The 26,466-nt window shown below is 56.9% G+C and carries 21 protein-coding genes; 6 read left to right on the top strand and 15 right to left on the bottom strand.

Going from position 1 to position 26,466, the window contains the following annotated elements; genetic code table 11:
* Window positions 1-4 precede the first annotated feature (4 nt).
* The 4 genes from adhP to mgtA all read left to right on the top strand — a co-directional run bounded on the left by adhP (window position 5) and on the right by mgtA (window position 5,041).
* Window positions 5-1,087, top strand: coding sequence for an alcohol dehydrogenase AdhP (adhP, locus tag VHE34_RS03235; protein ID WP_325584526.1), 1,083 nt, complete (start codon window positions 5-7; stop codon window positions 1,085-1,087).
* Window positions 1,088-1,150: 63 nt separating this feature from the next.
* Window positions 1,151-1,546, top strand: coding sequence for a hypothetical protein (locus tag VHE34_RS03230; protein WP_325584524.1), 396 nt, complete (start codon window positions 1,151-1,153; stop codon window positions 1,544-1,546).
* A gap of 59 nt (window positions 1,547-1,605) precedes the next feature.
* Entirely contained in the window at window positions 1,606-2,427 is an 822-nt protein-coding gene (locus VHE34_RS03225; RefSeq protein WP_325584522.1) for a hypothetical protein, read from the top strand.
* Window positions 2,420-5,041, top strand: a complete 2,622-nt coding sequence (mgtA, locus tag VHE34_RS03220; protein WP_325584520.1) for a magnesium-translocating P-type ATPase — start codon at window positions 2,420-2,422, stop codon at window positions 5,039-5,041. Before VHE34_RS03225 ends, mgtA begins: the two co-directional genes overlap by 8 nt.
* Here the strand turns inward: mgtA and VHE34_RS03215 are convergent.
* The 15 genes from VHE34_RS03215 to VHE34_RS03145 form a co-directional block, all read right to left on the bottom strand.
* Window positions 5,014-6,045 (bottom strand): metallophosphoesterase family protein, encoded by a 1,032-nt coding sequence (locus tag VHE34_RS03215; protein WP_325584518.1) that lies wholly within the window; start codon window positions 6,043-6,045, stop codon window positions 5,014-5,016. The genes mgtA and VHE34_RS03215 overlap by 28 nt on opposite strands.
* Window positions 6,045-6,875, bottom strand: a complete 831-nt coding sequence (locus tag VHE34_RS03210; RefSeq protein ID WP_325584516.1) for a glycerophosphodiester phosphodiesterase — start codon at window positions 6,873-6,875, stop codon at window positions 6,045-6,047. The genes VHE34_RS03215 and VHE34_RS03210 overlap by 1 nt, the downstream gene beginning before the upstream one ends.
* Window positions 6,875-8,476, bottom strand: coding sequence for a RagB/SusD family nutrient uptake outer membrane protein (locus VHE34_RS03205; protein WP_325584514.1), 1,602 nt, complete (start codon window positions 8,474-8,476; stop codon window positions 6,875-6,877). The genes VHE34_RS03210 and VHE34_RS03205 overlap by 1 nt, the downstream gene beginning before the upstream one ends.
* A gap of 17 nt (window positions 8,477-8,493) precedes the next feature.
* Entirely contained in the window at window positions 8,494-11,466 is a 2,973-nt protein-coding gene (locus tag VHE34_RS03200) for a SusC/RagA family TonB-linked outer membrane protein (protein WP_325584512.1), read from the bottom strand.
* A gap of 48 nt (window positions 11,467-11,514) precedes the next feature.
* Window positions 11,515-12,495 (bottom strand): FecR family protein, encoded by a 981-nt coding sequence (locus tag VHE34_RS03195; RefSeq protein WP_325584510.1) that lies wholly within the window; start codon window positions 12,493-12,495, stop codon window positions 11,515-11,517.
* An 82-nt stretch (window positions 12,496-12,577) separates the two neighbouring features.
* Window positions 12,578-13,153 (bottom strand): RNA polymerase sigma factor, encoded by a 576-nt coding sequence (locus VHE34_RS03190; protein WP_325584508.1) that lies wholly within the window; start codon window positions 13,151-13,153, stop codon window positions 12,578-12,580.
* Between the two features lie 44 nt (window positions 13,154-13,197).
* On the bottom strand, window positions 13,198-15,174 hold the full coding sequence (gene ftsH, locus VHE34_RS03185) for an ATP-dependent zinc metalloprotease FtsH (RefSeq protein WP_325584506.1): 1,977 nt from the start codon (window positions 15,172-15,174) through the stop codon (window positions 13,198-13,200).
* Window positions 15,152-17,203, bottom strand: coding sequence for a hypothetical protein (locus VHE34_RS03180; RefSeq protein WP_325584504.1), 2,052 nt, complete (start codon window positions 17,201-17,203; stop codon window positions 15,152-15,154). Before VHE34_RS03180 ends, ftsH begins: the two co-directional genes overlap by 23 nt.
* Window positions 17,184-18,062 (bottom strand): CHAD domain-containing protein, encoded by an 879-nt coding sequence (locus VHE34_RS03175; RefSeq protein ID WP_325584502.1) that lies wholly within the window; start codon window positions 18,060-18,062, stop codon window positions 17,184-17,186. The genes VHE34_RS03180 and VHE34_RS03175 overlap by 20 nt, the downstream gene beginning before the upstream one ends.
* A gap of 115 nt (window positions 18,063-18,177) precedes the next feature.
* A complete protein-coding gene (locus VHE34_RS03170; RefSeq protein WP_325584500.1) occupies window positions 18,178-18,945 on the bottom strand; it encodes an ABC transporter permease subunit in 768 nt (255 codons plus the stop codon).
* Window positions 18,946-18,962: 17 nt separating this feature from the next.
* Window positions 18,963-19,688 (bottom strand): ABC transporter ATP-binding protein, encoded by a 726-nt coding sequence (locus VHE34_RS03165; RefSeq protein ID WP_325584498.1) that lies wholly within the window; start codon window positions 19,686-19,688, stop codon window positions 18,963-18,965.
* The gene (locus VHE34_RS03160; protein ID WP_325584496.1) at window positions 19,685-20,917 is read right to left on the bottom strand and encodes a nitrous oxide reductase family maturation protein NosD; all 1,233 of its coding nucleotides are present in this window, start codon (window positions 20,915-20,917) and stop codon (window positions 19,685-19,687) included. Before VHE34_RS03160 ends, VHE34_RS03165 begins: the two co-directional genes overlap by 4 nt.
* Window positions 20,896-21,945 carry a nitrous oxide reductase accessory protein NosL gene (locus VHE34_RS03155; protein ID WP_325584494.1) on the bottom strand — a complete coding sequence of 350 codons (1,050 nt, stop codon included), beginning with the start codon at window positions 21,943-21,945 and terminating at the stop codon, window positions 20,896-20,898. Before VHE34_RS03155 ends, VHE34_RS03160 begins: the two co-directional genes overlap by 22 nt.
* A gap of 28 nt (window positions 21,946-21,973) precedes the next feature.
* Complete coding sequence (gene nosZ / locus VHE34_RS03150; RefSeq protein WP_325584492.1) at window positions 21,974-23,959, bottom strand: Sec-dependent nitrous-oxide reductase; 1,986 nt, start codon at window positions 23,957-23,959, stop codon at window positions 21,974-21,976.
* A 22-nt stretch (window positions 23,960-23,981) separates the two neighbouring features.
* Window positions 23,982-24,461 (bottom strand): cytochrome c, encoded by a 480-nt coding sequence (locus VHE34_RS03145; RefSeq protein ID WP_325584490.1) that lies wholly within the window; start codon window positions 24,459-24,461, stop codon window positions 23,982-23,984.
* A 142-nt stretch (window positions 24,462-24,603) separates the two neighbouring features.
* Here VHE34_RS03145 and VHE34_RS03140 point away from each other — a divergent pair, with 142 nt between their 5' ends.
* A complete protein-coding gene (locus VHE34_RS03140) occupies window positions 24,604-25,902 on the top strand; it encodes a hypothetical protein (RefSeq protein ID WP_325584488.1) in 1,299 nt (432 codons plus the stop codon).
* A 70-nt stretch (window positions 25,903-25,972) separates the two neighbouring features.
* Window positions 25,973-26,431, top strand: a complete 459-nt coding sequence (locus tag VHE34_RS03135; RefSeq protein ID WP_325584486.1) for an Hsp20/alpha crystallin family protein — start codon at window positions 25,973-25,975, stop codon at window positions 26,429-26,431.
* The last annotated feature ends 35 nt before the right edge of the window (window positions 26,432-26,466 follow it).

The raw sequence follows: 26,466 nt of genomic DNA, 5'->3' as shown, positions 1-26,466 counted from the left end.
TATCATGTTACCAAAAAAAATGAAGGCGGCGGTGGTCCATGCGTTTGGGCAGCCGTTGCAGATAGAGGAGATGCCGGTGAAGGAACCGGGTCTTCATCAAATTCTTGTCAAGGTCATTGCGAGCGGAGTCTGTCATACCGATCTGCATGCGGTGGATGGCGACTGGCCGGTGAAGCCGAAGATGCCGTTGATCCCCGGCCATGAAGCGATCGGGTATGTGGCTGCGGTTGGTCCTGAAGTCACGAATGTGAAAGAAGGCGATATCGTCGGTGTACCCTGGTTGTACAGTGCCTGTGGGTGTTGTGAATATTGTATCACGGGCTGGGAGACGCTTTGCGAGCACCAGCAGAATGGCGGTTACAGCGTGGACGGCGGTTATGCCGAGTATGTGATCGCCGATGCGCGGTATGTGGGCCGGTTCCCGGCAGGGATCAATTTTGTGGAGATGGCCCCGATCATCTGCGCGGGGGTGACTGTGTATAAGGGTTTGAAGGAAACGGAGGTTCGACCGGGCCAATGGGTGGCGGTATCCGGCGTTGGTGGTTTGGGGCACCTTGCGGTGCAATATGCCAAGGCTATGGGGATGCAGGTGGCAGCCATCGATGTCGCCGATGAGAAGCTGGAGCTGGCTAAAAAGCTGGGCGCGAGTCTTGTCGTCAATGCCCGGAAGCAGGACCCCGGGGAATATCTCAGGAAAGAGGTGGGCGGGATGCATGGGGTGCTGGTGACGGCGGTGTCGCCGATCGCATTCAAGCAGGGGTTGTCTGCTTTACGAAGGAAGGGGGTCATCTCGTTGAACGGGTTACCGCCGGGTGGGTTTGATCTGCCGATCTTCGAGACGGTGCTGAACCGGTATACGGTGCGGGGAAGTATCGTAGGAACGCGGCAGGACCTGCAGGAGGCTATCGATTTTGCGGTAGCCGGCAAGGTGAGGGCCACGGTGCATCCGGCGAAGCTGGAAAATATCAATTCCATCTTTGCGGACATGAAGAAGGGCGAGATCGAGGGCCGGATGGTGCTCGAGATTGCCCCGGCGGATGTTCCGGGGACTGCACCGACCAGGTCGAAGGCGGTCGTGGGGATATGATAAAGATCAGGCCGGCGGCTGTTGCTGGTCATGATCCATTGTTGGGCAAGAAATACTTTTGGTATGGGAACACATATTATGAAGGCACACGTCAATCGACAGTTTATCAAGGAAGTAGAGAAAGTCTTCTCCTCCCGCTATCCATTTTTGAAAATCGAATTCCCGAAAGTCGGCGTGCGCTGGCTGTCGGAGGTGGAGGATGGGGATGGGGAGAAATGGCGGCGCCAGGCGGAGGATATCCTTGACAGCGAGGTTGGGCTTACCGACGGGATGACGGTTGGGGAGTTGGAGGTGCGGTTGGGGGATTTGTTGGGAGTGCCGTTGGTGGTCCTGCGGCGGAGCGGCAATTTCTGGATCGAGACCAGCATGACGCGGGGTTGGAGCCTGAAGGAGCAGAACGATCATGGGAAGGAGCTGACGGGAGGCCCATGGGGCAGTGGCCGGTCGGTTGGAGAATGACTGTGCAGGGGCTGCGACAGGCCGGCGGTGAAATGACTATACAATAAAACATCTTTTTTATGAAACAGGTACTTTTTATCGGCGCCGGGCGGGAGTTTCCGAAGGGCGCGATGCGTTTCCTGCAATGGATGCAGGACCAGGAGCCGGTGCATGCGCTTGGGCTTTTCTTCTGCCCGATGGATTATGAGGCGATGGCTTCGGTCTCGCAGTTGCCGATACTCGCACCTTATGACCGGCTCGTCGAGTCGGAAAGGGAGGCCGTGCAGGCCAATAAGACGCTGTTTGCGCGGCATTGCGACGAGCGGTATATCCGGCACCAGGTGCATGAGAATGGGGGGCAGTGGGACAAGCATATGCTGATCAAGGAGAGCCGGTTTGCCGACGTTATCCTGCTCAGTGGCGAGTTGTTCTATTCGGATATCCGTTTGCGGCAGCCGAACTTCCTGTTGCAGGAAGCGTTGCAGGCTGCGGAGTGCCCGGTGCTGGTCATCCCGGAGGACTATGTGCAATGCGATCATTTGTTCTTCGCGTATGACGCCACCAAGGAGAGTCTTTTTGCGATCAAGCAGTTTGCTTACCTGTTCCCTTATATGACCGATCTGCCGGCGGAGATGGTCTATGTCCGGGATGAGCCGGTGTCGGCCGTACCCGAGCTGGAGCATCTGCGGCAGTATACGAAGGCCCATTTCAACTGTATCAGCTTTTCGAAACTGCAGTTCAAGGCCGCGCATTACTTCTCGAGCTGGATCAGCGAGAAGAAGCATGTTATGCTTGTGAGCGGGAGCTATGGGCGAAGCGCTTTCTCTTATCTTGCGAAGCGAAGCTTTGCCGACCCGGTGATCCAGGAGCATAAGTTACCGTTATTTATCGCCCATGTATAAAGCAGGTGTTAAAGGTTTGAATGGTGGGATCGATCTTCCGTTACCGGAATTGAAGTCCCACCTTCGTTTTTGCGATGACGGGCTCAGCAGTGAAGAAGCAGAGACGCGGCTGCGCCAGTACGGTTTCAATGAAATTGCCCGCGAGAAATCGCTTTCCTGGATGCGGCGGCTTTGGAACCACCTCAAGAACCCCCTGGTCATTCTGCTCGGCGTCCTGGGAATCGTCTCCTGGGTCACATCGGATATCTCTTCGGCGCTTGTCATCTTTACGATGGTCGTGCTTGGTATCGTGCTCCGGTACTTCCAGGAAATGCGGGCCGACAAAGCCGCCGAGAAACTCAAGGCGATGGTGAGAACCCATGCGACCGTCGTGCGCGATGGCAAGTCTTCGGAACTGCCGTTGCAGCAACTGGTGCCCGGCGATCTTGTCATGCTTGGGGCGGGTGATATGATCCCGGCAGACCTCCGGCTGCTGTCAGCAAAAGACCTTTTTGTCAACCAGGCCGCCCTTACCGGGGAATCCCTTCCTGTGGAAAAAAGCGAGAAGGCGGCCGAACTCCATTCCGACAACCCCCTGGAGCTGCCACATACCTGCTTCCTGGGAACAAATGTCGTCAGCGGAACGGCGAAGGCAGTAGTGGTGAACACGGGCGACCGAACTTATTTTGGCGCCCTGGCCTACAGCATCGCCGGCGAGCGGGAGCCTACCAGCTTTGACCGCGGCATCAACCGTTTCACCTGGCTCATGATCCGGTTTATATTTGTGATGGTCCCGGCCGTCTTCCTTATCAACGGATTTGTCAGGCACCAATGGTTGGAAGCATTTTTGTTTGCACTGGCGGTGGCTGTCGGTCTTACCCCGGAAATGCTCCCCATGATCGTGTCCGTCAATCTTTCCAAGGGTGCCATTGCGATGTCCAGGAAGAAAGTGATCGTGAAGCGTCTGAATGCCATTCAGAATTTCGGCGCGATGGATGTCCTCTGTACAGACAAGACCGGGACGATCACCCGCGGCAAGATCGTGCTCGAACAGCATATGGACATCCGGGGGCGACCGAGCGGGAAGGTGCTGGACTATGGATATCTCAACAGCTACTACCACACCGGGCTCAAGAATCTTCTCGACGATGCGGTGCTCGAGCATGAGGAACTGGAAGCCGCGCTGAATATCAAGGCCGCTTACCGGAAAGTCGACGAAATTCCTTTTGACTTCGAGCGAAAGAGAATGTCGGTGGTTGTACAGGACGGCTCCGGCCGGCACATCCTCATCTGCAAGGGGGCGGCGGAGGGATTGCTGGATGTCTGTACGATGATGGACGACAACGAGGTCATAAACCCCATGGGGCCAAAAGACAGGGAAGGATGCCTGCAAATGGTACATGAAATGAACGGCAAGGGTTTCCGGGTTGTAGCGTTGGGCTATAGACGCTTCGAAGGCGACGGCCGCAAGGCGGTCTACAAGGTCGGTGACGAATCGGAATTGGTCCTGATGGGTTTTCTCTCCTTCTTCGACCCGCCCAAGGAGACGGCTTCCGAAGCTCTCGGCAGGCTGAACAAAATGAATGTGAGAGTGAAGATCCTCACCGGGGACAATGAAGCCATTACCTGTCATATCTGCGAGCAGGTGGGTATGTCCACCGAAAAAGTGCTCCTGGGTCCGGATATCGGGAAAATGAGCGATCAGCAGCTGGCGGCCCAGGTGGACGACTATATCATCTTTGCGAGGCTCGTCCCGGCCCATAAGAGGCGGATCATTAAAGCGCTGCAACAAAATGGCCATGTCACGGGCTTCATGGGGGACGGCATCAACGATGCCCCGGCGCTGAAATGCGCCGATATCGGCATTTCGGTGGATACCGCGGTGGATGTCGCCAAGGAATCCTCGGATATCATCCTGCTGGAGAACAGCCTGCTTGTGCTGGAACAGGGGGTCGCCGAAGGCAGAAGCGTGTTCGGCAATATCATCAAATATATCAAGATGGCCGCCAGCTCGAATTTCGGCAATATGTTCAGCGTGGTGGGCGCCAGCGCCTTCCTGCCCTTTCTACCCATGTTGCCGATACAGGTCCTGACCAACAATTTGCTGTACGACTTTTCACAGACCACGATCCCTACGGATAAGGTGGATGAGGACTGGCTGGTCAAGCCCCGGAAGTGGACGATCGACGAACTGCTTCGGTTCATTCTTTTTATAGGCCCGGTGAGTTCGATCTTTGACTATGTCACCTTCTTCCTGCTATGGACCGTCTTCCATGCCGGTCACAACCCGGCGTTGTTCCATACGGGTTGGTTCGTAGAATCGCTCTGCACGCAAACATTGATCATCCATGTCATTCGAACCAACAAGATCCCGTTCATCGAAAGCAGAGCTTCCTGGCAGTTGATGGTGAGTTCGGTACTGATCGTCGCCGCCGGGGTATGGATCACGGTCTCGCCGTTGGCCTCCTATCTCGGGTTCGTGACGCTCCCTTCCCTTTTTTGGGTATTCCTTGCGTTGATCTTAGTGGCCTATGTCCTTCTGACCCAGGCGGTGAAGAGCTGGCTGTTCCGCCGGTGGGAAAACCGGGCGGGGGGCCTACCGCTGATTCATTCGGAAATGAAGGAATCGGGGTAGCTGACCATAAATTTCTTAGTCTTATGGGTGGTATAGAGCCAGGTGTCGAATTTCCGCTGCCCCTCTGTGAGTTCGATGATGCGGGCGCCGCGATCGGTGATCCCATAGCATTCCCGGCCTGTGACGCAACCATAGGAAAGGGCGATGTTCATTCTGCAGCCGATGTAATTATTGTTATGGTCATGGCCGCAGAAGACGCCCATTACATCTTTCATATCGATAAAGGAGGCGAAGAGCCCGGAGTTGACATCGGGGGAACAAACCGTTTCGCCCTGGAATCCCACTGTTGTCGGGTTGCCGATGATGTCTTTGAATTCGGGCAGGGGGATATGGAAGAACGCCAGGGCCGGAAGAGCCTTGTCGTGGTTTGCGTGGGTGAAGGCCTGGCTGGTATTCCTGTACCATTGGATCTGGTCCATGCGAATCCAGTCATATTCGCCATAGACTGTATGTTCATTGGGCCGATCCGGCCGCCGGTCGAAGGGCCATTCGTGGGAATCGAAGAGATATAGCAGGGCGGCATTCGTCCTACCGTCGTTTGCTTTCACTTCCAATGTATAATTGCCGCAGCCGGACAGTTCGGGCGGTCCGGGGACCGAGAGGTTATAGGGGATGGTCGCCAGTAGCTGCATGATCTGTTGCCGGGTCATGTCGTACTGGGCGTCGTGGTTACCGAAGGTGATGGCCCAGGGTGTTTTGGTCTCCACCAGTGGTTGTGTAAGGGAGAGCCATCCTTCCCGGGTTGTCGCCTTGGGGGAGCAGACGATGTCCCCGGTGAAGACGACGAGGTCGGGTCGTTCCTTTTCGATGATCTGGCGGATGAAGAGTTTTACGCTGTCGGAGCGGATGGAGTTGAATTGAAAGTGAGTATCGGTGAACTGGATGATCCTGAATTTCCCGGCTGCGTTGAAATGCAGTATGGGTTTGGCTTGTTGTGCCCGGGCGGGTGCGAGTGCTGCCAGGGCCAGGAGGAGCAGGGCGGTATATTTTTGTACGGGTATCATTATTTTGAGATGGGTTTTTGAGACGCGGGCTTGAATGCGGTGTCGTACCAGGAGTCGATTTGAAATTCGGTGACGCCACAGGCTTTGAGGAATTCGATGTCTCTTTTGGCGCCGGCGAAGTGGTCTTCGAGTCCGTTATAGTGGTCCTTGTTGACGGTGGGTACGACGGTGACCCCGTGGAGTTGGCACCATTTGACGGCGGAGGAGGTGAGGCGGTTACCGGCATCGAAGAGGAAATAATTGTCTGCGATAGGTTCCCCTGCGGCGAGGCGGCGCTTCATTCCTTCCAGTTCGGTCATACGAAACTCGAATTTCCCTTTACCCATGAAATAATTCCGGGAGACTTCATTGATCCACCAGGCGGTCGACAGGAGGTTGTATTTCTCCATGATCTCCTTCATCTTCCGGAAGAAGACGGGGGGGAGGTGGTCACGGTCGCCCTTGATGTCGATCATGAGGCGGACTTTGCCGGAGCAGATTCTACACAGTTCGTCGAAGGTCAGGACATGGTAGTGTCCCCTGGGGCTCACCAGTTTGCTGATGTCGGCATAGTCCATGTCCCCTACCCTTTTCGGGCAGCCGAATACCCGGTCCAGGCTGTCGTCGTGGCTCATGACGAGGACGCTATCCTTTGACATATGGATATCGACTTCGAGCATCCAGTAGCCGCGGTGGATGGCGGCCTGGATGCCGCGGGGGTCATATTCGTCATATTGCCTGTCGACGATTCCGCCGCGGTGGGCGATAAGGTGGTAAGCGGGACCCTGCGCCCGGGTGGAAGAGGCGGTGATGAGCGCCAGGGACAGGAAAAGAATAAGTTTCCGTTTCATTAGTATCCGGGGTTTTGGGTCAATAATGGGTTAAGGATAAGTTCGTTGGCGGGGATGGGAAAGATGCGCTTCCGTGGATCGGCGTCTGTTTTCACACCCCAGGGTTGTTCGAATTTTCCAAAGCGGATGAGGTCATTGCGGCGCCAGTTCTCGAAGCAGAGCTCGCGGCCCCGCTCATTGAGGAGCGTATCGAGACTCATGGTCGTGAAGGCGGCGGCGCCGGCGCGGCTTCTGACCTGGTTGACCAGCGACAGGGGAGTCTGGCCGAGGGTGGCGGCAGCGCCGCGGAGGATACATTCTGCCTTCATGAGCAGCACGTCGGCGTAGCGGAAGACGGGAAAGTCGTTGCCCTGGTTGCGGGTGGACGAAGTGCTGTCGGGGTAGAATTTGATGCAGCGGTAGCCTTTGGCGCGGCCGAGTTGATCGTTACCTGTCTCGAAGCTGGTGAGGTCGAGGAAGGTTATGTCGGGCGTGAATTCCAATTGATAAGTAACCGGGGCGCTGGCATCGGCGCCGGTATAGGTAGCGTCGACGCCCTGTTTGGTGGTTTGGATGGTGATGGGTGTGCCGTCGTAATAGTATTGTTTACCGGTGAGCCAGATCTTGTTGCGGCTGTCTTTGGGGTCGTCGAACAGGGCGTAGAAGGCCGGAAGGGTGCGGAGGCTGCCGCTGGGCGAATAAGGCAGGCTATATTTGGTCTTGAGGTTGGGGTGGAGCCAGTATCTTTCCACGTATATCCCGGCGGGTGTATTGTTGGCGTCATAGGGGATGGTGAAGATAAAATCCTTTACCTGCGGCCCATTGTTGATCTTGAACATATTGATATAATTCGCGTCGAGGGCGAAGGCGCCGTTGCCGGTGGCTTGCTGGATAATCGTGTCGCAGGCTGCGGCGGCATCGGAGTACCGGGCGGATCCTGTGTAGACTTCGGCATTGAGGTAGAGCTTGGCAAGCAAAGCGTAGGCCATCCATTTGGTGGGCCGGCCGTAGGTCGTGGCGTCGACGTTGGTATGGAGGGCCGGGATGGCGGCTTTTAGTTCGCTTTCGATGAAGTTGAAGACATCGGTGCGGGTGGCGCGGGGCTTGGCGGCGGTGTCGCCGAAGGTGGTGTTGATCGGGATGCCGCCGAACATGTCCATCATCATAAAATAGAAGTAGGCGCGTACGCTGCGGATTTCGGCGATGGCGGTGTTTTTCGCGCTGTCATTGGCGGCAGTTTCGAACAGCTTGAGCACGCGGTTGCAGGTATTGATCCCGTTGAATCCCCATTGCCAGACGATGTCGATCTGGGCGTTCATGTTGGAGAAGAGATGGAGGTGAAGCTCGCGGTATTTTCCGCCGTCGTACCAGTTGCCGCCGTTGGCGGTGAGGATGCATTCGTCACCTGCCAGCTGGTTGACCATCCACACCCCGTTGCCGTTGTTCCCTTCGGCGGTAAGGGCGCTGTATACGGGACCAGCCATGGATACGAAGTCCTGTGTTGTTTTGGGAAAATTGGCGGCGGTCAATTGAGATTTGACATCCACATTCAATTTGGTGCAGGTGATGAGTCCTGCGCTAAGGACTCCGAGGATAGCGAGAATTGTTATTTGGGATTTCATTGTTTTACTTTTTGACGTTAGAAATCGACATTGAGACCCATGATATAGGAACGCGTTTTTGGATAGTAGTCGTTATAATCGACCCCCGGGGAGTTTCCGCCCACGCGGATCTCGGGGTCCAGCCCGGAATAGCCGGTGAGAACGAATACGTTGTTGACTGTGGTGTATAGGCGAAGTCTTTTGAGATAGGGTGTGTTCAATTTGAAGTTATAGGCCAGGGTGATATTGTCCAGCCGCAGGTAATCGCCCTTTTCGATGTAGCGGGTGGAGGTGAAGTTGGAGCGGAGGTCGGTAGTCGCTTCGTTGTAAGCGCTTACGGGCATGTTGAAATGCGTGGCTTCTGTGACGTAGTTGAGGTTCGAGGCGGTGGTATTGAGGATCTTGTTGCCGACGACACCGCGCATCAGGAAGCTAAGAGTCAGGGGGCCATAGGAGAGATCGTTCGAGAACCCGAAGACGGCTTTTGGCTGTGCGTTGCCTGCGAGGAAGCGATCGCTTTGGGTGGGGTTGATGGTCATGGTATCGGCGGCGCTCAGGAACTGGGAGATGCCTTGCTTATTGAGCCCTTCGTATTTCCACAGGTAGAACTGGCCGATGGGGAAACCTTGTTCGACCACCTGGGTATAGGCGCTGGACTGGCCATGGGAGCCGGCGGCGGAGGTGTTGAAATAGTTGAGTTTGAACCGGCTGTTCGAAAGAGATTTAACGACGTTGGTATTGAATGCGATGTTGAAGTTGCTGTTCCAGCGGAATTTCCTGCTGTCGACGGGTACGGCGTTGAGGCTGATCTCTACCCCTTTGTTCTGCATGCGGCCGACATTGGCCGTCTGGGTGTTGACGAAGTTGGTGGAGGCCGGTACGGAGTAAGTCCAGATCATGTCCCAAGTCTGTTTATCATAGTATTCGACCGAACCGCCGAAGCGGCCTTTGAGCAGGGCGAAGTCGAGCCCGAGGTTGAGCATGCCGGTGCTTTCCCATTTCAGGTTGGGATTGTTGTTCTGTACGGGTCCGATGCCGGTGAGGTAGGCGCCGTTGTAGTAGAATGAGCCGGTGGAGCCGTAGATGAGCTGGCTGATGAGGGGATCGAAGCCGAGGGAGTTGCCGCTGATACCGTAACCTGCGCGGAGCTTCAGCTCGTCGAAGATGCGACTGGAGCGCATAAAGGATTCCTGTGAGATCCGCCAGCCGGCCGAGACCGTTGGGAAGGTGCCCCATCGGTTGTTGACGCCGAAGGCCGAAGAGCCGTCCCTTCTCAGGCTGGCCTGGAGCAGGTAGCGGTTGGCAAAGGAATAGTTGAGCCGGGAGTAGAGGGAGATCAGGCGCAGGGTGCTTATCGAGGTGTTGCCGTAGTTGACCTTGTATCCTGCGGGTGGGCTGCCGAGGGCGAGGTTGTAATAGCCGGTGGCGTCGGAGGCGAAGCCCTGGTTGGTGGCCCGGAAGCCGTCACCGCTGGTTTGTTCCTGCCAGGAATAGCCTACGAGTAGTTTGAACTCATGATCGCCAAAGGAGCGGCCGTAATTGCCGTAGGTCTCGACCAGTTTCTGTTCGCCTTCGTAGGCGCTGCGGATGGCCTGGCCATTGAGGCCGAGGCCAAGGCGGGAGGCCTTATCGTAGTAGATGCCCTGGTTGCTCTGGCTGTTCTGGTAGGAGACGTTGGCATTGAGGTCCAGCCCGTCGATGATGGTCAGTCTAGCCGCGGCGTTGCCGAACAGGGTCTTGGCTTTGATGTTGTTGGTGTTCTGGGCGATCAGCGCGACGGGGTTGGCGACGGAGACATTGTAATCTTCCTTATAGGCGCCATCGGCGTTTTTGATCTTCATGGTCGGAAGCGAGGCGATCATATTGTAGAGCACATCGGCGGGGATATCGTCCGTATTGGAGACATTGTTGCTGACGTTGAGGGAGAGTTTGAGGTGGTTGTCGAGGCCGGTTTGTTCGAGGTTGCCGCGGAAGGTGACGGAGTTGAGATCCGAGCCATCGATGATGCCCTGGACGGCGCGGTAGTCGACGCTGGAGTAGTAGTTGGTCTTGCCGTTGCCGCCGCTGGCGGAAAGGTTGTGATTATGGGAGACACCGGTGCGGGTGACGGCCGCTTGCCAGTCAGTGCTGACGTTGTCTTCGTCGAATGGGTCGAGGACGAGGTTGTTCTTTTTGAGAAAGGAGCGGTATTGGGTTGCCGACATCATCTGGACGCGGCGCGAGATCTTTTGCACGCCGACGAAGGAATTGTAGGATATTTTGGAGCCGTTGGCCTTGCCTTTCTTGGTGGTAATCATTATGACGCCGTTGGCTGCGCGCGAGCCGTAGATGGCTGTGGAGGCCGCGTCTTTGAGGACGTCGACGGATTCGATGTCCGTCATATCGATCACGCCGTCAACGGGGATGGGTACGCCGTCGACCACGTAGAGGGGTTGTTGGGCCGGGCCTTCCCTGAGGGTGGAAGGGCCGCGCAGGACGACGGAGGGTGTCCCCAGGGGGTTGCCGTCGTGGGAGATATTGAGTCCGGGGATCTTGCCCTGGAGCAGTTCGGCGGCCGAGGTGTAGACGCCGGTGTTGAAGTCCTTTGATGTGAGCGAGCTGATGGCGCCGGTGGATTTGGCCCTGGATTGGGAACCATAGCCGACGACAACGACGTCGTTGAGGTTGGCGACAGCCGATTTTAGCCGTTGCAGCAGGGTATTGTCTTCACCCTGGTGGATCAGCAGGGATCTGACGGTGGCCGGCTCGTAGCTGACATGTGTAAAGCTGAATTGATACCGGTGGCCGGGGATCAGGTCGTTCAGGATGAATATGCCCCTATCGTCTGTAAGCACGGGGGGAATGCTGTCGGTGGCATTCAGGGCGTGGATGCTGACGGTTACGCCGGGGATCGGCTTGTCTTGTTCGGTGAGGACCACACCTCTGAGGGTGGCATGTGCGGACTGTGCTGCGGCCGTATGCCGTGCCAGGCAAAGGAATAGAAGGAGCCCGGGACCCAAGAGGGATCTCATAAAAAGGTGTACCATGTATTTAGTTGTTTTTTTCGTCGGCGCGTGAAACTATCGGCTGAGGATAAGGCTGTCTCCCTGTGGTTTCACCTCCAGGTTGTTGAGTGTTGCGATGATGCGGACGATGGAGGTCAGGTCTCTGTCAGCGGTGAAGCTGCCGGTAAAGACCAGGCCCCTGACCAGGTCAGGGTCATATATTATCCTGGTATGATAGCGTTTTCCCAGTTGTTGAAACACGGTGGAAAGCGGCTCTTGATGGAATGCGAAGCTTTCACCCGGTTTTGTCCTTTTTTCCGATGAAGCCGATGCCGCGAAAGCGGGCGACTGTGGCGATAGACGGGGCATCCGGCTTATGACCAGGCTGTTTGATGCCGAATGAGCCAGGACCTCTTCGCCAGGCTGCAGCAGCACCTCCTGTGTGTTTCCCTGTTGTGGTTTGTACAGTACTTTGACGCTGCCCTCGAACAGCTGTACCCAGGAATCGCCGGAGGGAATGCTGTTGACGAGGAAGGTCGTGCCGAGGACCGTAGTGGTGAGATCGTGCGTCAGGACAAGAAAGGGCCGGTGGATGTCGCGTGCGACGTTGAACCGGGCTTTGCCGTCCAGCCGTATTTCTCTTTTGTTCGTGTCGAACGAATGCCTGAACCGGATGCTGCTACCGGGATACAGGAGCACCTGGGATCCGTCGCTTGTGGTCAGGTCCAGCGCTTTTGAACCGTGATTGACAATCGTGTCGATGCGGGGTAAGGTTTGGGTTTCAGCGGTAAGGTTCTTCTTTTGGTGGGCGATTGGCCGGTAAAGGGCCGGCAGCGCCAGGGCGGTTATGATGACTGCGGCGGCGACCCAGGCGGCGATGGACGGCAATCTCCGGACGGGTTTTTTCTTTGGTGCGATGTCTTCTTCGAACAAAACCTGCATCTTTTCTTTGAGCATGTCTTCACCGGCATCCAGCCGTTGAAGCAATTGCTCGCGCTCTTCCCTGGTTGCTGTTCCCGTCCAGAATTTCCTGATCAATTGTTGTAATGAATCCATAGTTGCTATAATGAAATGACGGAATATGCAAAAAGGGGGGTGCTTTTTGTATTACCAAAATGTTAATCGTTTCGGGAGGATCTCAGGCAGATATATATATAAGGAGGAGCAGGATCGCGATGGAAGGTTTGTCTTTTTCGATCCTTTTGCGGATGAGGGCGGAACAACTTTTCACGTATTCTTTTACGGATTCGGCGGAGATCTGGAGCAGGGTTGCCGCTTCGTCATAGGTTTTTCCTTCGAGGCGGCAGAGTTGAAAGGCCATTCTCTTCCGGCGAGGAAGCGTTTCCATGGCTTCGTTGATGAGGGCGAGTTGATCATCGAAGCTGCTTTCGGTGGGGCCTTCTGTCGCGATGTTCATTACCTGTTCCGTGAGCGGTGTCAGGCTGAGTCGGAGGGCGGTGCGGAGGTATTCGAGGGATTTGTAGTAACTGGCGGTGAAGAGCCAGCCGGGCAGGGACTGGGCCGGCATCAATTTATGACGATTTTCCCAGAGGGTCATGAAAACGTTCTGCAGGATGTCTTCCGCTTCTGCTTCGTGGTGGACGAGGCGGCGGATGTTGGCCAGTACGGCAGGGTGATAGGTTTGATAGAGGTACTGCAAAGCAGTATCGTCGTCCGTGCGAAGCCTTGAAACGAGGTGTCCGTTGCTGTCCATAGTTGCTGGTAGGAAAAATAAAATTAGGGAAGGGCGTGGACTCCTTAGTTAGCGGGGGTATTATCAAAATGTAAATTTGTTTGGGGGGCGGTCTTTTGCGGGCGCGGGCCGAGGATGGATTCGAGGTCTTCTTTGAATACCACTTCTTTTTTGAGGAGCAGGGCGGCGAGGGCTTCCAGGCCTGGTTTGTGTGTTCGAAGGAGCGTCATAGCGGCGTCATAGGCTTCGCTGACGAGGTGGCGGACCTCTTCGTCGATGAGGCGGCCGGTGGCTTCGCTATAGGGTTTTTGGAAGGCGCTGTCCTGTGTTCCCGTGGAGTTATAGAAGCTGATGTTGCCGAGTTTCGGATCGAATCCATAGAAGGCCACCATCTGGTAGGCTTCGCGGGTGACCTTTTCGAGGTCGTCGAGGGCGCCGGAAGAGACCTCGCCGAAGATCAGTTCTTCGGCTGCGCGGCCGCCGAGGGCAGCGGAGAGGCCGGCGCGGAAGGCGCCGAGGGTACGGAGCTGGCGTTCTTCGGGCAGGTACCAGGCCGCGCCGAGGGAGCGGCCGCGGGGGATGATGGAGACTTTGACGAGAGGGTCTACTTCGGGCAGGAACCAGCTGACGACGGCGTGGCCGCTTTCATGGAAGGCGATGCGTTGTTTTTCGCCGGGGGAGATGATGCGGCTCTTCTTTTCGAGTCCGGCCACTACCCTATCGATGGCGTCGAGGAAGTCCTGTTTTTCGACCCCCGCGGCTTTTCGTCGTGCGGCGAAGAGGGCCGCTTCATTACAGATGTTGGCGATATCGGCGCCTGAGAAACCGGGAGTCTGGGCGGCGAGGAAGTGCGGGTCGGCGGGTTCGCCGGCGAGTTTGAGGGGGCGCAGGTAGACGTTGAAGATGGCTTCCCGTTCGGTGATATCGGGAAGTTCGAGATAGATATGGCGGTCGAACCGGCCGGGTCGGAGGAGGGCGGGGTCGAGCATATCGGCCCGGTTGGTGGCGGCCAGTACGATGACCCCGCTGTTGGCGCCGAAGCCGTCCATTTCGGTGAGGAGTTGGTTCAGGGTATTTTCACGTTCGTCGTTGCTGCCGGAGAAATACGTGTTATGGCTGCGAGAGCGCCCGACGGCATCGATCTCGTCGATGAAGACGATGGCGGGCGCCTGTTCTTTGGCTTGATGGAAGAGGTCGCGGACGCGGGAAGCGCCGACGCCGACGAACATCTCGACAAATTCGGAGCCGGAGAGGGAGAAGAAGGGGACGTCGGCTTCTCCTGCCACTGCACGTGCGAGCAGCGTTTTGCCGGTGCCGGGGGGACCGACCAGGAGGACGCCGCGGGGGATCTTGGCGCCGAGGGAGGTATAGAGTTTGGGATCTTTGAGGAAGTCGACGATCTCGTGCACTTCCTGTTTGGCTTCGATAAGGCCGGCGACATCGTTGAAGGTGACGGAGCTTTTGTTACCGGCGGTTTGGAGTATGGCCGTGGATTTTCCAAAGCTGAACGGATTGGATGCGTCAAATCCGGCGCCGCCGGAGCTTCGGCCCATCAGGCGGAGGAAGAGCAGGAACACTGCGAAGGGAATGAGCCAGCCGAGGAGGCCGGAAAGGGGGCTGCTGCGTTTGACGTAATTCAGTCGCACGCGATCGGCGGGGGGAGTATCTTTTTGTGATTCGTCCAATTTGTGCAGCAACTGGTCCACGGAGCCGATACGTACCGAGAAATGAGGGCCGGGTTGGACCGAGTCGGTACCGGGTCTCATAACGGGTTTGAACCAGGGGTCGTTCGCGAAGTTCTTCTTTATGAATACTTCGGCCGTCTCGTTGTTGACAATCTCGATGCTGTCGGCGGCGTGGCGGTCGAGGATCTGTTTTTCGAATTCATCCCAGCTGATGTCGCGGGCGCCGCCGTGGAACATGCCTGCCAGGTACATAAAGACGAAAAGCAACACGGGAGAGAGGATCCAGGTAAGCGCCTTGCTCCAGGACATCTTCTTCCGTTTGCGTGGGGATTTGTCACCGGTTGTTCCTTTTTCCATATTGGGGAGATTGTGGGGTTGGGGCCATCAAGGGGCTGGCGGCCTGCCGGAAGTTGCGGACGCGCGTCTCTCCGCGCAGGAGCCGGTCGCGCAGGTGGTCGAGGAAGGGGGTGGTCATAGGAATCCAGGCATCGCCATTGCGAAGCTGCCAGCCGCCGCGGCCGTCGGCGCGGTAGACATTGCCGGCGCTGTCCGTCGCGAGCAGCTCGGGCGGGGGTATGGGCGCCAGGTCGGTGCGAAGCGCATATAGATTGTTGTTATAGCTTGTGGGGGCGATGAGCCGGAAATCCGTTGTATAGAGTCCGTGGCCGCTGTAATGGTGCCACACGTAAGGCGGGCGGTAGTCTTTGGGGCCGAACCAGCCGTTGCTGCCGTCGCCGATGCCCCAGGCGGTGGCGGTGTTGAACCAGTCGGGGCTGTACTCGTAGCCGAGGCTCCAGCCGAACCAGGGGTTATACCGGATATTGAACCCATAGGTCGCGGGGCGTGGGTAGACGGTGTTACCCGTATAGGCCGGGTTGTAGTAGCCGGTTCCATATACGAGGGTGTTGCCGTCGACATAGGATTGGAGATAGCCGGCGGTGTAACCGGTGAAGACAGCGTTATTATTGAAGCCGTAGATATAGACGTATTTGCAGTTGTAGACGGGGCAGTCAGGCGGAATGTTCCCGATGTCTTCGGGGCGGTCGGTGGCGGCGATCCAGGGGCCGGTGGTGCTTTGCGCCGTGAACCATACCCCTTTGTCTACGCAATAGAAATGTTTTTTTGCGCGAATGACGACCGATGCGGTGTTTCGGCCGTAAGAGAGGCGGGTGCCGGGGATGGGGATGAAATCGGGACGGCCGTCCCAGGAGACGGCGGTGGTGGCGGAGTGGCGATCGATCGTAGCGGTCTGCGGGATCCCTGCGTCGATGATTGCCTCGCGGGCTGCGGCGGTTCCGGGTACGGAAGCCAGGACCTGATCGGCGGGCGAGCCTTCGGGTATCCTGGCGAAATCGGGGGAGAGGGAGTCGGGCGAAAGGTATTTCCAGGGCCCGGCAAGCGAGGGCGCCGTGAACCAGCGGCCGGAGATGAGCAGGTGGTATTTGTGCGTGATGGTATCGAGGAGGAGGGGATCGTCGGTGTTGGCGGCATAGCGCAGACGGGTTCCGGGGATGGCGGTGAGGGCGGGGTCGCCGGTGGTCCGCAGGAGTTCGGCGGGAGTGCTGCTGAAGAGGAGCGTGGTGATGACGGCGTTGCCTTCCCGGAGGGTATCGGAATGTTCCGATTCGCGGTTATTGATGCCATCGATGAATGTTGCAACGTGATGGAGGTCCGGGGCGATATAGGTCGTGTGTTGCCAGGGCCCTTCGGGCGAGGGGGCGATGTACCAATGGCGGCCGCCGTAGCAGTACCACCAGTTATCGCTGGATTCGAGGATGGTGAAGGGGCTGTTGGCGACCGCGGGCAGGGCATAGTCGCGGTTCCATTTGAGGCGGGGGACGCCGTCGATGAAAATTAGGAGGGAGGGGCGGTTGGCGATGAGGATTCGGGGCGGCGTGTGGCTCAGGCCGGTTGAGGGGTCCGGCTGGAAAGGGACGGTGTCGAGGAGGGTGATGAGGCGATCGATCGAGAGATCCCTGCCGATGGAGGGCAGGCCACATTCGATCGTCTCGCGGAGGGCGGAGACAGAATCTCCGCCGGCGCCGGCGAAGAATGAATCGGCCATGGCGCCGGCGACGAGCCGGAGGTTAACGACGTTGGCGGCACGGAGGTCGAGGACCCGGTTGTTCTTATCCGTTTCCACGGCGGCCCAGGCGCTAAAGGAGCCGTAGAGGGGTTGACGCGAGCCTTTTTTTGTCAATGAAAAAGCGGCGCGAAAGAGCAGGTTATTACCGGTGAGGGAATCGGGTTGGGGATGGAAGATGCGGATGGTGCTGCCGTCTGCTGCCGCGATGGTGCGTGGCCAGTCGTCCTGGCTTTTTGCGATCGCGGCGGTCAGCAGGAGGCTTGCGAGAAGGAGGCTGGTATTAATCGAGGTGAAGTTCATTGGATAAGGATGGAGTGTTACCGGAGAGGGGGTTGACCGGGGTATCGGATGGATGTATCTGCGGCCGGGTGGCGAAGTGGAGCTTTTGGCCGAGGGAGAGATCGATCTGTCTGCGGAGGGTTGTTCTTTCTTCGGCCCAGTCATCGCGCAGGTGGGCATAGAATCCGTGAGCGGCGTCCTGGCCGGCGAGGAGCTGAAGTTTCAGGCGGAGGTCGAGATATTCGCCCAGCAGGCGGCCGGCCTTTTTCATTGCTTTGTGGCCGCCGAGGCGTTCTGCGGCGAGTTTGCGGCCGCGGTTTCCGAGCCAGGGCCAGGTATAGAGGAGATCCTTTATCGATTTGCGCAGGGTGTGGAGCCGTTCGTCGTCGGGGAGTTGCGGGAAGGTTGTCGGGTCGATGACCTGGCTGTTAGCGGCCAGGAAGCGGTGACGGTGTCCCTGGTCGATACGGGCGGGTAGTTCTGCCGTCAATTTTGCAGCAAGATTGCCGAAGGGGCGTTCGCCGGGCTGCAACAACTTCCCGGCCGACATCTTTGCCGCGGCGAGTTCTTCGTCGAGATGTCCGAGCAGCGTTTCAACGGATTTTGTGTGTCCGCCATCTATGACTTTTTGGAGGCCGGCGCGTTGGAGCTGGAGGTTGCGGATGGCGCCGACGGCGTGGTAGAACAGCCGAAGGCGTTTGGGGAGGCGGCGTCGTCCGGCGGCGGGGCTGACCAGTCTTATAAAGGCGCGTAATTTCTTTACGAGTACGCGGAAGTCGTGGATATCCTCTTCGTCGTATCGCGCCGCGATCTTTCGGGCGAGAATGTTCAGGCGGACCGAATAGCGGCGGAGGAGGTCCGCCATTTCCTTTCTGCGCATGGTGGGGATTTTGGAAAGTAAGTTAGCCACGGCGGCCGCCGCGGCTATTGAGAAACCTCAGGCAGTTCCTTGATCCTGGTCAGCAGGCCGGAGTTTTGCTTTCGTTTGAGTGCTTTTACAGGTCTTTTCGATTGAACCGCCGGATGGACCAATAAACCGGCGCGGTGGCCCACGCGAGGAGGATGAGAAAGGCCAGGGCAGTTCCGGCGGTGTTGCCGAAGACCGATTGGAACACTGCGCCGGTGTAGCCCATCATGGCCGAGCTATCGACGCGCAGGAGCAGGACTATACGGCCGAGGTCGACGGGGTTGAGAGCGCCGAGTATGACGGAGGGTGTCTCCAGCGGGTAGTCGCTGAATTGGAACAACAAAAAGAGCACCAGGCCGTCGTAGAGGAGGGAAAAGTAGAACCAGGCCAGGATGGCCATTCCGATGCCTCTTGCCTTGTCGCGCATCGTGACCGAACCCAGGAGAGCGAGGGCCGAGAAGATGACGGAGAGGATGCCGCCAACGGCGATCAGCAACACGGAGGCGGCGTTTGGTATGGCGATGAGCAGGGGCAGGCCGACGCCGATGCCGAAAGCGATCAGCAGCGAGGCAGCGAGCCCCGTGAAGAGGCTGAGGAGGATGCGTTTGCGTTTGAGGGGTTGGCCCAGGAGCAGTTCGATGAATTCCGCGGAATTGTAGTAGTAGATCGTGGAAAAGATGATACTGACCAGGGGGACGACGATGAGGACGATGTTGAGCAGGGCGAGGATGCTTTTTGTGGGATTGTCTGCGAGGCAGAGCATGGTGATGGTAATGACCAGCAGGAAGCCCGTATAGGCGGCCAGCATCCGGTTGCGGAGGATATCGAGGAGAACGTATTTTATAAGTTTTGCCATAACGAGTCGATTATTTTTCATATCATGATCTGAGCGATAGCCCGCACGAGTTTTTTTTCGCCGGTGTCGGCCTGGAGTTGTGGGATCGTTTTATGAAATCTTACCCGGCCTTCCTGGAGGTAGACGACCTCGTCGACGAGGTCGTCCAGTTCGGAGAGGATGTGGGAAGTGATGAGGACGAGTTTTCCTTTCGCGGTCTCGGTGTCGATCTTCTCCTTGAGGATACCGGAGGAAACGGGGTCCAGACCTGCGGTAGGTTCATCCAGGACGAGCACTTGTGGATCGAACAGAAAGGCCAGGCAGGCGCTGACCTTCTGGCGGGTGCCGCCCGAGAGGCTGCGCATGCGTTTGTGGAAGAGCTGTTGCAGGCCGAGGTCTTTTATGAGCTCTTCATCGAGTGGGCGGGCGTCCGGGCGTTGGATGGACGGGTTAGCGGACTGACGGATGTCCTTCATCATATCGATCAGTTGTCCGATGGTCATGTTGTCCGGGTATCGTCCTATCTGGGGCATATAGCCGATATCGGCGCGATAGGTGTGATCGTTGCGGATGTCTTTATCCCGGAAGGTGATGGACCCTATGTCGGGGACGACCATACCGAGCAGGCATTTGATGAGGGTAGTCTTGCCGCTGCCGTTGGGGCCGATGAGGGCGATCGCCCTGCCGGCCCCGAGTTGAAGGTCGATGGAATCGAGGGCCTGGTAGCGGCTGAACCGTTTGGAAATATCGGAGAACCGGATCATAGCGGGAATGGTTTCATTTTGGGTGAGTGATCGGCCAGGCCGGCGGGCGTGGCGCCGGGAAGGACTCTTTCCGTGCGGTCCAGCAGGCTTACCATAAAGCTGTGGAAGAGCATCATAGCGGCGGGATTCTTTTCCGTGACCATGGCATAGAGGCTGACCGGGTGATAGGGGACGTCGCCGAGGCCGTCGCGGTTCAGGTCGTAACCCTCATATTTATCCCAGTAGTTGTCATCGAAGTTGTTGAGCACCAGCGAGCCGTTGGTAGCCACGTCAAAGGTGTTGCCTTTGAAATTATTTTGGGTGATGGTGTCGGCCGAGCAGCTCGCCTGGACCTTCAGGGCCCAGCCGTTGCCGGAGAATGTATTGCGCCGGACGTCTACCCGGGTGGTGCCTTCCATATAGATGGCGACGGTGTTGTGTTGGAAGCGGTTGGCCTCGATGCGGCTGTCGCTGATCTCTTTCAGGAGGATGCCGAAGGCGCCGCCGCCCTGGTTATCGGCGAAGGTGTTGGCTTGCATGTCGACTCCGTGGGAGAACATGACGGAGACGCCGGCCTCGTTATTGCTGAAGCGGTTGTTGGTATAGCGGTCGTTGTGGGAGAACATGAAGTGGAGGCCATAGCGTTGGTTGGAGAAGCTGTTGTTGCCGCTGATGACCGAGTTGGTGACGAATTCGAAATAGATGCCGTCGCGGTGGCCGGTGACGGTGTTGTTGGTTATTTGCATATTGTTGCAGTGCCAGCAGTGGATACCGTTGCCGGCCTGACGGCCGGGGCGGGCCCAGGAGTGGAATTGGTTGTTCTCGAGGATGCAGCTGTCGCTGTTTTGGCAATAGAGGCCGAAATAGGTGTTGTCGAATTTGTTTTGCCGGATGGTGATGTGATGAGATGCGACGATGCGAACACCGGCGATGTCGTTCCAGCCGGAATAGCCGGAGTTGCGGATAACGAAGCCTTGCAGGGTGACTTTATCCGATGTTATTGTGAGGATCTCGTATTTATTTTCGCCGTCCAGCACCGGGTAGCCGATGCCCTTGAGGGTGACGGGTTTTGGGATGACGAGGCCTTTTTCGGTGTAAGTTCCCGGAGAGACCTCGATCGTGTCGCCGGGAGCCGCTTTTGATATCGCCTGTTGGATGGGGCGGCCGGGTCCGGGGTGCACAGTAATCGTCTTTCCCGTTGTGAGAAGCGGGAGGAGGAAGGCTGCAATTATTGATAGATATCGTTCCATGTGATGAGGTGGCCTTGATTCTGTTCGAGATATCGCTGACGGTGGAGGGAATCGGCGAAGGCGGCGATGTTGCCGCCCATGGGGGTGCGAAAGGTTTCGCTTTCGAGGAGGGCGGCGTCCTGGGCTTTGAGCCAGCCGCCTTTTTCGAAGTCGACCAGGTAGATCGCGGAAATATCCGTTCTCTTCGGTTGATTATCCCCGATGGCGCCGCGGAGGCAATGGATATCGTCGAATTTGTAGATACGACCTTTGCGGGTGATGATCTCGGCGCCGAAGCGCGAGTCGCTGAACGTCATCTTGCAGAATACGCAGTAGTCCTGGCCGAGGCGGATGGGTGCGGGGCCTTGGCGGCAGGAGGAGAAGGCGGCGGCTGTTGCGAGGATGAGAACTGTGAGGGTATGGCCTGCGGGGCTTGCGGAATCCGGCTTGCGCCGGTTGGTCACCGGTTGTGAGAATTGCTTTGGGCGATAGTCGAGGATCGCGAGGGTAACGAGGACGACGCCGACAAGGACGAAGAGCCAGCCGCCCAGATCGGGGATGCTATAGGCCCCGAAATTGAGAAGCTGTTTGAAGCCGATGAGCGGGGGCTGATAAGCCATCCCCGGGACCTGTATCGGTGCATTGGGATCGAGGTTGTGGCCGTAGTTGTATTCCCAGCGATAAAAGTCGATCATCGAGGTAAAGGCGATCAACAGGAATAGGGCGATCCATGCGAGGAAGGCCTTTTTCCTGTTGATGACCGATACGAGGAAACCGAGGACAGCAAATCCCCCGATGATATAAGGCAGGACGATGAATTCCACGAAATCGCGGGTATGCAGCGTATGCATACCGATGTAGTGGTTCAGGCCGTTGACCACGTCGACATTGCCGCCGATATGGGTGCTGTAGATCTGCAGGACCAGGCCTTCGGGGTATTGTGGGGCCGAGAGTTCGATCCGCCAGATGGGAAGAACCAGCACGGCCAGCATGGCGGCCGAAGCGAGAACGGTTGCTATACGGGTTCGGGGAGATAGTTTGCTGTTCATGGGAATCCTTTTATGAATCGGGGTTAGTTCATTTTTTTGCGACGGCGCCGGAGTCAGCAAGGTTGGTGCCGAAGAGGAGCGGGTTATTGCTGCCGGCGGGGGACACGCGGACATAGCCTTGCATTTCCTGGTGAAGGGCGCTGCAGAAGTCTGTACAATAGATCGGGAACACGCCGATTGCAGTGGGGATCCATTTCAGGGTGCAGGTCTCTCCGGGCATGATCAGGATCTCCGAATTGGCGGCGCCTTTGACCGCGAAGCCGTGTGGGATATCCCAATCCTGTTCGAGGTTGGTGACGTGGAAGTAGACCTCGTCGCCGAGTCTTACGCCTTCGATGTTATCCGGAACGAAGTGGGAGCGGATGGCGGTGATATAGACATGGATCTTGTTTCCTTCGCGGACCACCTTGGCCTCTTTTTCGCCTTTTGTGACATAGGGGTTCCCGTTCTCTTCGATCTTATAATATTTGACGGAGTTTTTACTGATGATCTCCGCGGGGAGCGCCTGGCCGTAGTGCGGTTCGCCGACAGTGGGGAAGTCGAGGATCATTTTCATCTTGTCGCCGGAGATATCGTACAGCTGGGCGCTTTGCGCGAGCTCGGGGCCGGTGGGCAGGTAGCGATCCTTTGTGATCTTGTTATAGGCGATCAGATATTTGCCATAGGGGCTTTTTGTATCGCCGCCGGGGATACAGAGGTGACCGACGGAATAATAGGTCGGAGCGCGGTCGAGAACCTTGAGATCTTTTAGGCTCCATTTGACGACTTCGGAGGAAACGAACATCGAGGTGTAGGCATTCCCTTTCCCGTCGAATTCCGTGTGCAGGGGGCCGAGGCCGGGTTTCTGCACTTCGCCGTAGAGGGCGGCTTCGTATTTGATGACGGGGATGCCGGCGTAGTCGCCGTCGAATTGCTTACCGGCGATGGCCTGCTGGATCTTTGTGTAGGAGAAGACCGGGATCAGGGCCGCCAGCTTTCCGCTGCCCACGATGTACTCGCCGGAGGGATCGACGTCGCAGCCGTGCGGGGATTTGGGGCAGGGGATGAAATAGACGAAATCCTTCAGTTCGGTAGGATCGAGGATAGTCACCTGGGTTTCGGTGGAGCTGGTTGCCGAATGGGTCTTTTCGGTGTAGACATTGTGGATATAGGGTGTGGACCGGAGGGCGCCTTTGTGGTCGCGGACATATTGTTCCGCCTTTTTCCAGTTGACGGCCATGATGAAGTCCTTGTCGCGCTGGGAGGCATTGACCTCGAGCAGCGTATGGGCTTGTTCGGTATTGTAGCAGGAGAAGAAGAACCAGTCTTTGCTTGGCCCTTTGCCGGCGTGACTGAGGTCGAAATCGACGCCGGGCAGCAGGATCTGGAAGGCCAGCTGAAGACGGCCGGAGAGCGAGTCGACCTTTATAAAGCTGACGGTTCCGTGGAAATTCTTTTTGTAGGAGTTGATCGGGACGTCTTGTTTGTCACCCATGGGAATGCTGAAGCGGGTGCCGGCCACGATGTATTCGGTATTCTCCGTGCAGAAGGGGGAAGAGTGGTTCCCGCCGCTGTTCGGCAGCTCGAGGATCTCTTCGGTCTTGAAGGTAGAGAGATTGATCCGGGCCACGCGGGGGGTGTTGTTCGCGTTAGCGAAGAGCCAGCGGCCGTCGGGTTTGCCATCGGTTTGGGACAGCTCGAGGTGGTGTTGGTCATCCCAGGGAACGAAGCCATTGGAAGTATTGAGCATGGCTTTTGTTTCTTCGCTGTAGCCATAGCCATTTTCGGGGAAGACGGAGAAGACCGGGATGATCTTCAGGAGGCGGCCGGAGGGAAGCCCGTAAACCGAGACCTGGCCGTTGAAGCCGCCGGAGACAAAATTGTAGAATTCGTCGTATTTACCGGGGGCGACATAGGTTTTTTCGGCGGCATCGCTGGTGATGGCGCCGGCTTCGCTGCGGGGTTTGCAGGAGGGGAGCGCCAATGCGGCGCCAAAGAGTCCTGCTAGCAGGATGGCTGAGGATCGACTATTCATTTTTTAGCGTGTTGGGTGAATGTTATTTGTCCTTGTCGTTGTTGCGCATGAATTCGAGGATGTTGCGGGCGTCATCATCGGAGAGGTGCTGGTTGGGCATGCGGACCATACAGACCTGTAACATGGCTTGCGCTTTGGGATCTTTGTCGATCATTTCGTCGGTGTTGGTGGCGAAGTTCATTATCCATTCGGGTGTATGGCGGTTGGTGACGCCGAGCCAGCCCGGGCCGACCAGTTTCTCGCCGGTAAGCTTATGGCAGGCGGAGCATTTGAGTTCATAGACGCTTTTGCCCGCGGCCACCAGGGTTGGCTGGGGTGTGGGTTGCAGGTCGATGTGTTTGAATTTGCCGGAGCCGCGGACCGAGTCGTAATTGGCGGAGGTCGATGCGGCGGATGTGGAGGCGTCGGTTGTGGAGGCGGTGGGGCCCGAGGAGCTGTTGTTGGAGCAGGACGACAGGAGACCCAGGACGACGGAGGCGATCCAGAATGTATTGATCTTCATTGATTGGTGATTTTTACGGAACAAGATTACGGCGGGGACAGGGGCCTGAATATGATTTATATCATGTTTTGACATGATATAGTTCGCATTTAGCGCGTATAAGTATGATCAATTTTGTCTTTTATCACCTTTTTGTCCTCTCATGAATAAAACTTTGTATTTACGGGCCGATGGCCGGCGGCTTCGCCGATGGACGGCACTTTGTCTTTTTAACCTGGCCATCGTGGCTGCGCTGGGATTATTGTTGCGGTATAAGGGAGCGTTCTACTTACCCGTCGTGAATTATAAATACTTACTGAACGCCCATTCACATTTCGCTTTTTCGGGATGGATCACGACGGCATTGTTTGTCGGGATGCTTCATATCCTGGTAAAGAGCGGGGGGAATATCGGCAAGCTGTATCCATCGCTATTCTGGTTCAACCAGTTGGCGAGCCTGGGCATGCTGGTGAGTTTTATGATGCAGGGGTATGGGGCGGTGGCTATTTTCTTTTCCGCTTTGTCGGTGGTGTTTTCCTATTGTTTCGCCATTTGTTATTGGCGGGACCTGGGGCGATGTCTGTTGCCCGCGGTGGTAAAGCTTTGTCTGCGGATGGCGTTGATCTTCCTGGTCGTGTCGAGTGCGGGGCCCTATCTTTTGGCCTACAGCATGGCGCACCGGCTGGGCAATATGACCTTTTACTACAATTCCATCTATTTGTATTTGCATTTCCAGTATAATGGATGGTTCAGCTTTGGGGTGATGGGGTTGTTCTTTTGGCTGCTGCATGAGCGGGGAGTGCCTCTATCTGCCATAGGTTTCCGATGGTTTGCGGGGCTGATGGGAGCGGCTTGTGTGCCGGCATATGGGTTATCCTTGTTGTGGATGGGTCCGCCGGTGTGGGTGAGAGTGGTGGCAGCGTCGGCGGGGCTATTGCAGGTAACGGCGTTGGTGGTATTGCTGTTGGGGCTGAGGGGTTTGTTGTTCCGCGGGGAGAGGCTGTTGTTACGGCCCGGTGCGCGGAAACGCGAAGTGGGTTGGGTGGGTTTGTTGTTGCGTTTGTCTGTGTTGGCCTTTGTCGTCAAGATTGGTCTGCAGGCGCTTTCGGCGGTACCGGCCTTAGGTACCTTCGCCTTTGGCTTTCGGCCGGTGATCATTGGTTATCTGCATTTGGTGGTGTTGGGGTTTGTCAGCTTTTTCCTGCTTGGGTTCTTTATTGGGACCGGGTTATCGGCTAAGCCGGAAGGGCCGGCCCGTTGGGGATTGTCCTGCTTTATCGTTGGGGTCGTGGGGAATGAACTGTTCCTGCTGGTACAAAGCGGGCTGGCGATGGCGGGGGTGGCCTGGAGGGCCGCGCCCTATTATTTATTGGGTGTCGCCGTGTTGCTGTTTGCCGGGACGGCGGGGTACCTGGTGAAGGGACAGGTAACCAAGTTCATATCCGCAGTTGACGGGGGTTAGTACCATGGCGTCCGGGCGGGCCTACCTTTATGCAGTCAACCGAATTAATTCAAATTAAATTTCACCGTTTATGGCAACTAAAGATCTGATCAGGAGAGGGGAAACCATCCCATCCATTTTCAACGATTTTTTCCGCCCATGGGGATCTTTATTCAACGACACTAATGGCGGATCGCTGTTCAACAACCTGAATCCTTTAAATGTGCCGGCCGTCAATATCGCCGAGAAGAAGGAACAGTTTGATGTCAGCCTGGCCGCGCCGGGGATGAAGAAGGAGGACTTCAACATCGACGTCGAGGGAAATGTGCTGACGATCAGCGCCGAGACAAAGGAAGAGAAGGAGCAGAAGGACGAACGCTATACGCGTAAGGAATTCAATTATTCCTCCTTCAGCCGGAGCTTCACCCTTCCCGATGGCGTGAACAAAGACAAGATCGACGCCAGCTATGAGAACGGGCTTTTGAAAGTTACCCTTCCGAAGACCGAGGATGCGAAAAAGGCTGCGTCCAAACATATTTCGGTCAAATAGTGCGCGATGAGGTAATGGTTATGGCTGCCCTGCCG

It is taken from the genome of Puia sp. (assembly GCF_035546395.1).
Lineage (GTDB): Bacteria > Bacteroidota > Bacteroidia > Chitinophagales > Chitinophagaceae > Puia.
Note: the sequence above shows the minus strand (reverse complement) of the source record. Positions and strands in the feature narration are given on the sequence as shown.

Bases quoted from the DNA above. Each gene is read 5' to 3' on its own strand.
- adhP (WP_325584526.1), top strand. From the start codon at position 5: ATGTTACCAAAAAAAATGAAGGCGGCGGTGGTCCATGCGTTTGGGCAG.
- VHE34_RS03230 (WP_325584524.1), top strand. From the start codon at position 1,151: ATGGGAACACATATTATGAAGGCACACGTCAATCGACAGTTTATCAAG.
- VHE34_RS03225 (WP_325584522.1), top strand. From the start codon at position 1,606: ATGAAACAGGTACTTTTTATCGGCGCCGGGCGGGAGTTTCCGAAGGGC.
- mgtA (WP_325584520.1), top strand. From the start codon at position 2,420: ATGTATAAAGCAGGTGTTAAAGGTTTGAATGGTGGGATCGATCTTCCG.
- VHE34_RS03215 (WP_325584518.1), bottom strand. From the start codon at position 6,045: ATGATACCCGTACAAAAATATACCGCCCTGCTCCTCCTGGCCCTGGCA.
- VHE34_RS03210 (WP_325584516.1), bottom strand. From the start codon at position 6,875: ATGAAACGGAAACTTATTCTTTTCCTGTCCCTGGCGCTCATCACCGCC.
- VHE34_RS03205 (WP_325584514.1), bottom strand. From the start codon at position 8,476: ATGAAATCCCAAATAACAATTCTCGCTATCCTCGGAGTCCTTAGCGCA.
- VHE34_RS03200 (WP_325584512.1), bottom strand. From the start codon at position 11,466: ATGAGATCCCTCTTGGGTCCCGGGCTCCTTCTATTCCTTTGCCTGGCA.
- VHE34_RS03195 (WP_325584510.1), bottom strand. From the start codon at position 12,495: ATGGATTCATTACAACAATTGATCAGGAAATTCTGGACGGGAACAGCA.
- VHE34_RS03190 (WP_325584508.1), bottom strand. From the start codon at position 13,153: ATGGACAGCAACGGACACCTCGTTTCAAGGCTTCGCACGGACGACGAT.
- ftsH (WP_325584506.1), bottom strand. From the start codon at position 15,174: ATGGAAAAAGGAACAACCGGTGACAAATCCCCACGCAAACGGAAGAAG.
- VHE34_RS03180 (WP_325584504.1), bottom strand. From the start codon at position 17,203: ATGAACTTCACCTCGATTAATACCAGCCTCCTTCTCGCAAGCCTCCTG.
- VHE34_RS03175 (WP_325584502.1), bottom strand. From the start codon at position 18,062: ATGCGCAGAAAGGAAATGGCGGACCTCCTCCGCCGCTATTCGGTCCGC.
- VHE34_RS03170 (WP_325584500.1), bottom strand. From the start codon at position 18,945: ATGGCAAAACTTATAAAATACGTTCTCCTCGATATCCTCCGCAACCGG.
- VHE34_RS03165 (WP_325584498.1), bottom strand. From the start codon at position 19,688: ATGATCCGGTTCTCCGATATTTCCAAACGGTTCAGCCGCTACCAGGCC.
- VHE34_RS03160 (WP_325584496.1), bottom strand. From the start codon at position 20,917: ATGGAACGATATCTATCAATAATTGCAGCCTTCCTCCTCCCGCTTCTC.
- VHE34_RS03155 (WP_325584494.1), bottom strand. From the start codon at position 21,945: ATGAACAGCAAACTATCTCCCCGAACCCGTATAGCAACCGTTCTCGCT.
- nosZ (WP_325584492.1), bottom strand. From the start codon at position 23,959: ATGAATAGTCGATCCTCAGCCATCCTGCTAGCAGGACTCTTTGGCGCC.
- VHE34_RS03145 (WP_325584490.1), bottom strand. From the start codon at position 24,461: ATGAAGATCAATACATTCTGGATCGCCTCCGTCGTCCTGGGTCTCCTG.
- VHE34_RS03140 (WP_325584488.1), top strand. From the start codon at position 24,604: ATGAATAAAACTTTGTATTTACGGGCCGATGGCCGGCGGCTTCGCCGA.
- VHE34_RS03135 (WP_325584486.1), top strand. From the start codon at position 25,973: ATGGCAACTAAAGATCTGATCAGGAGAGGGGAAACCATCCCATCCATT.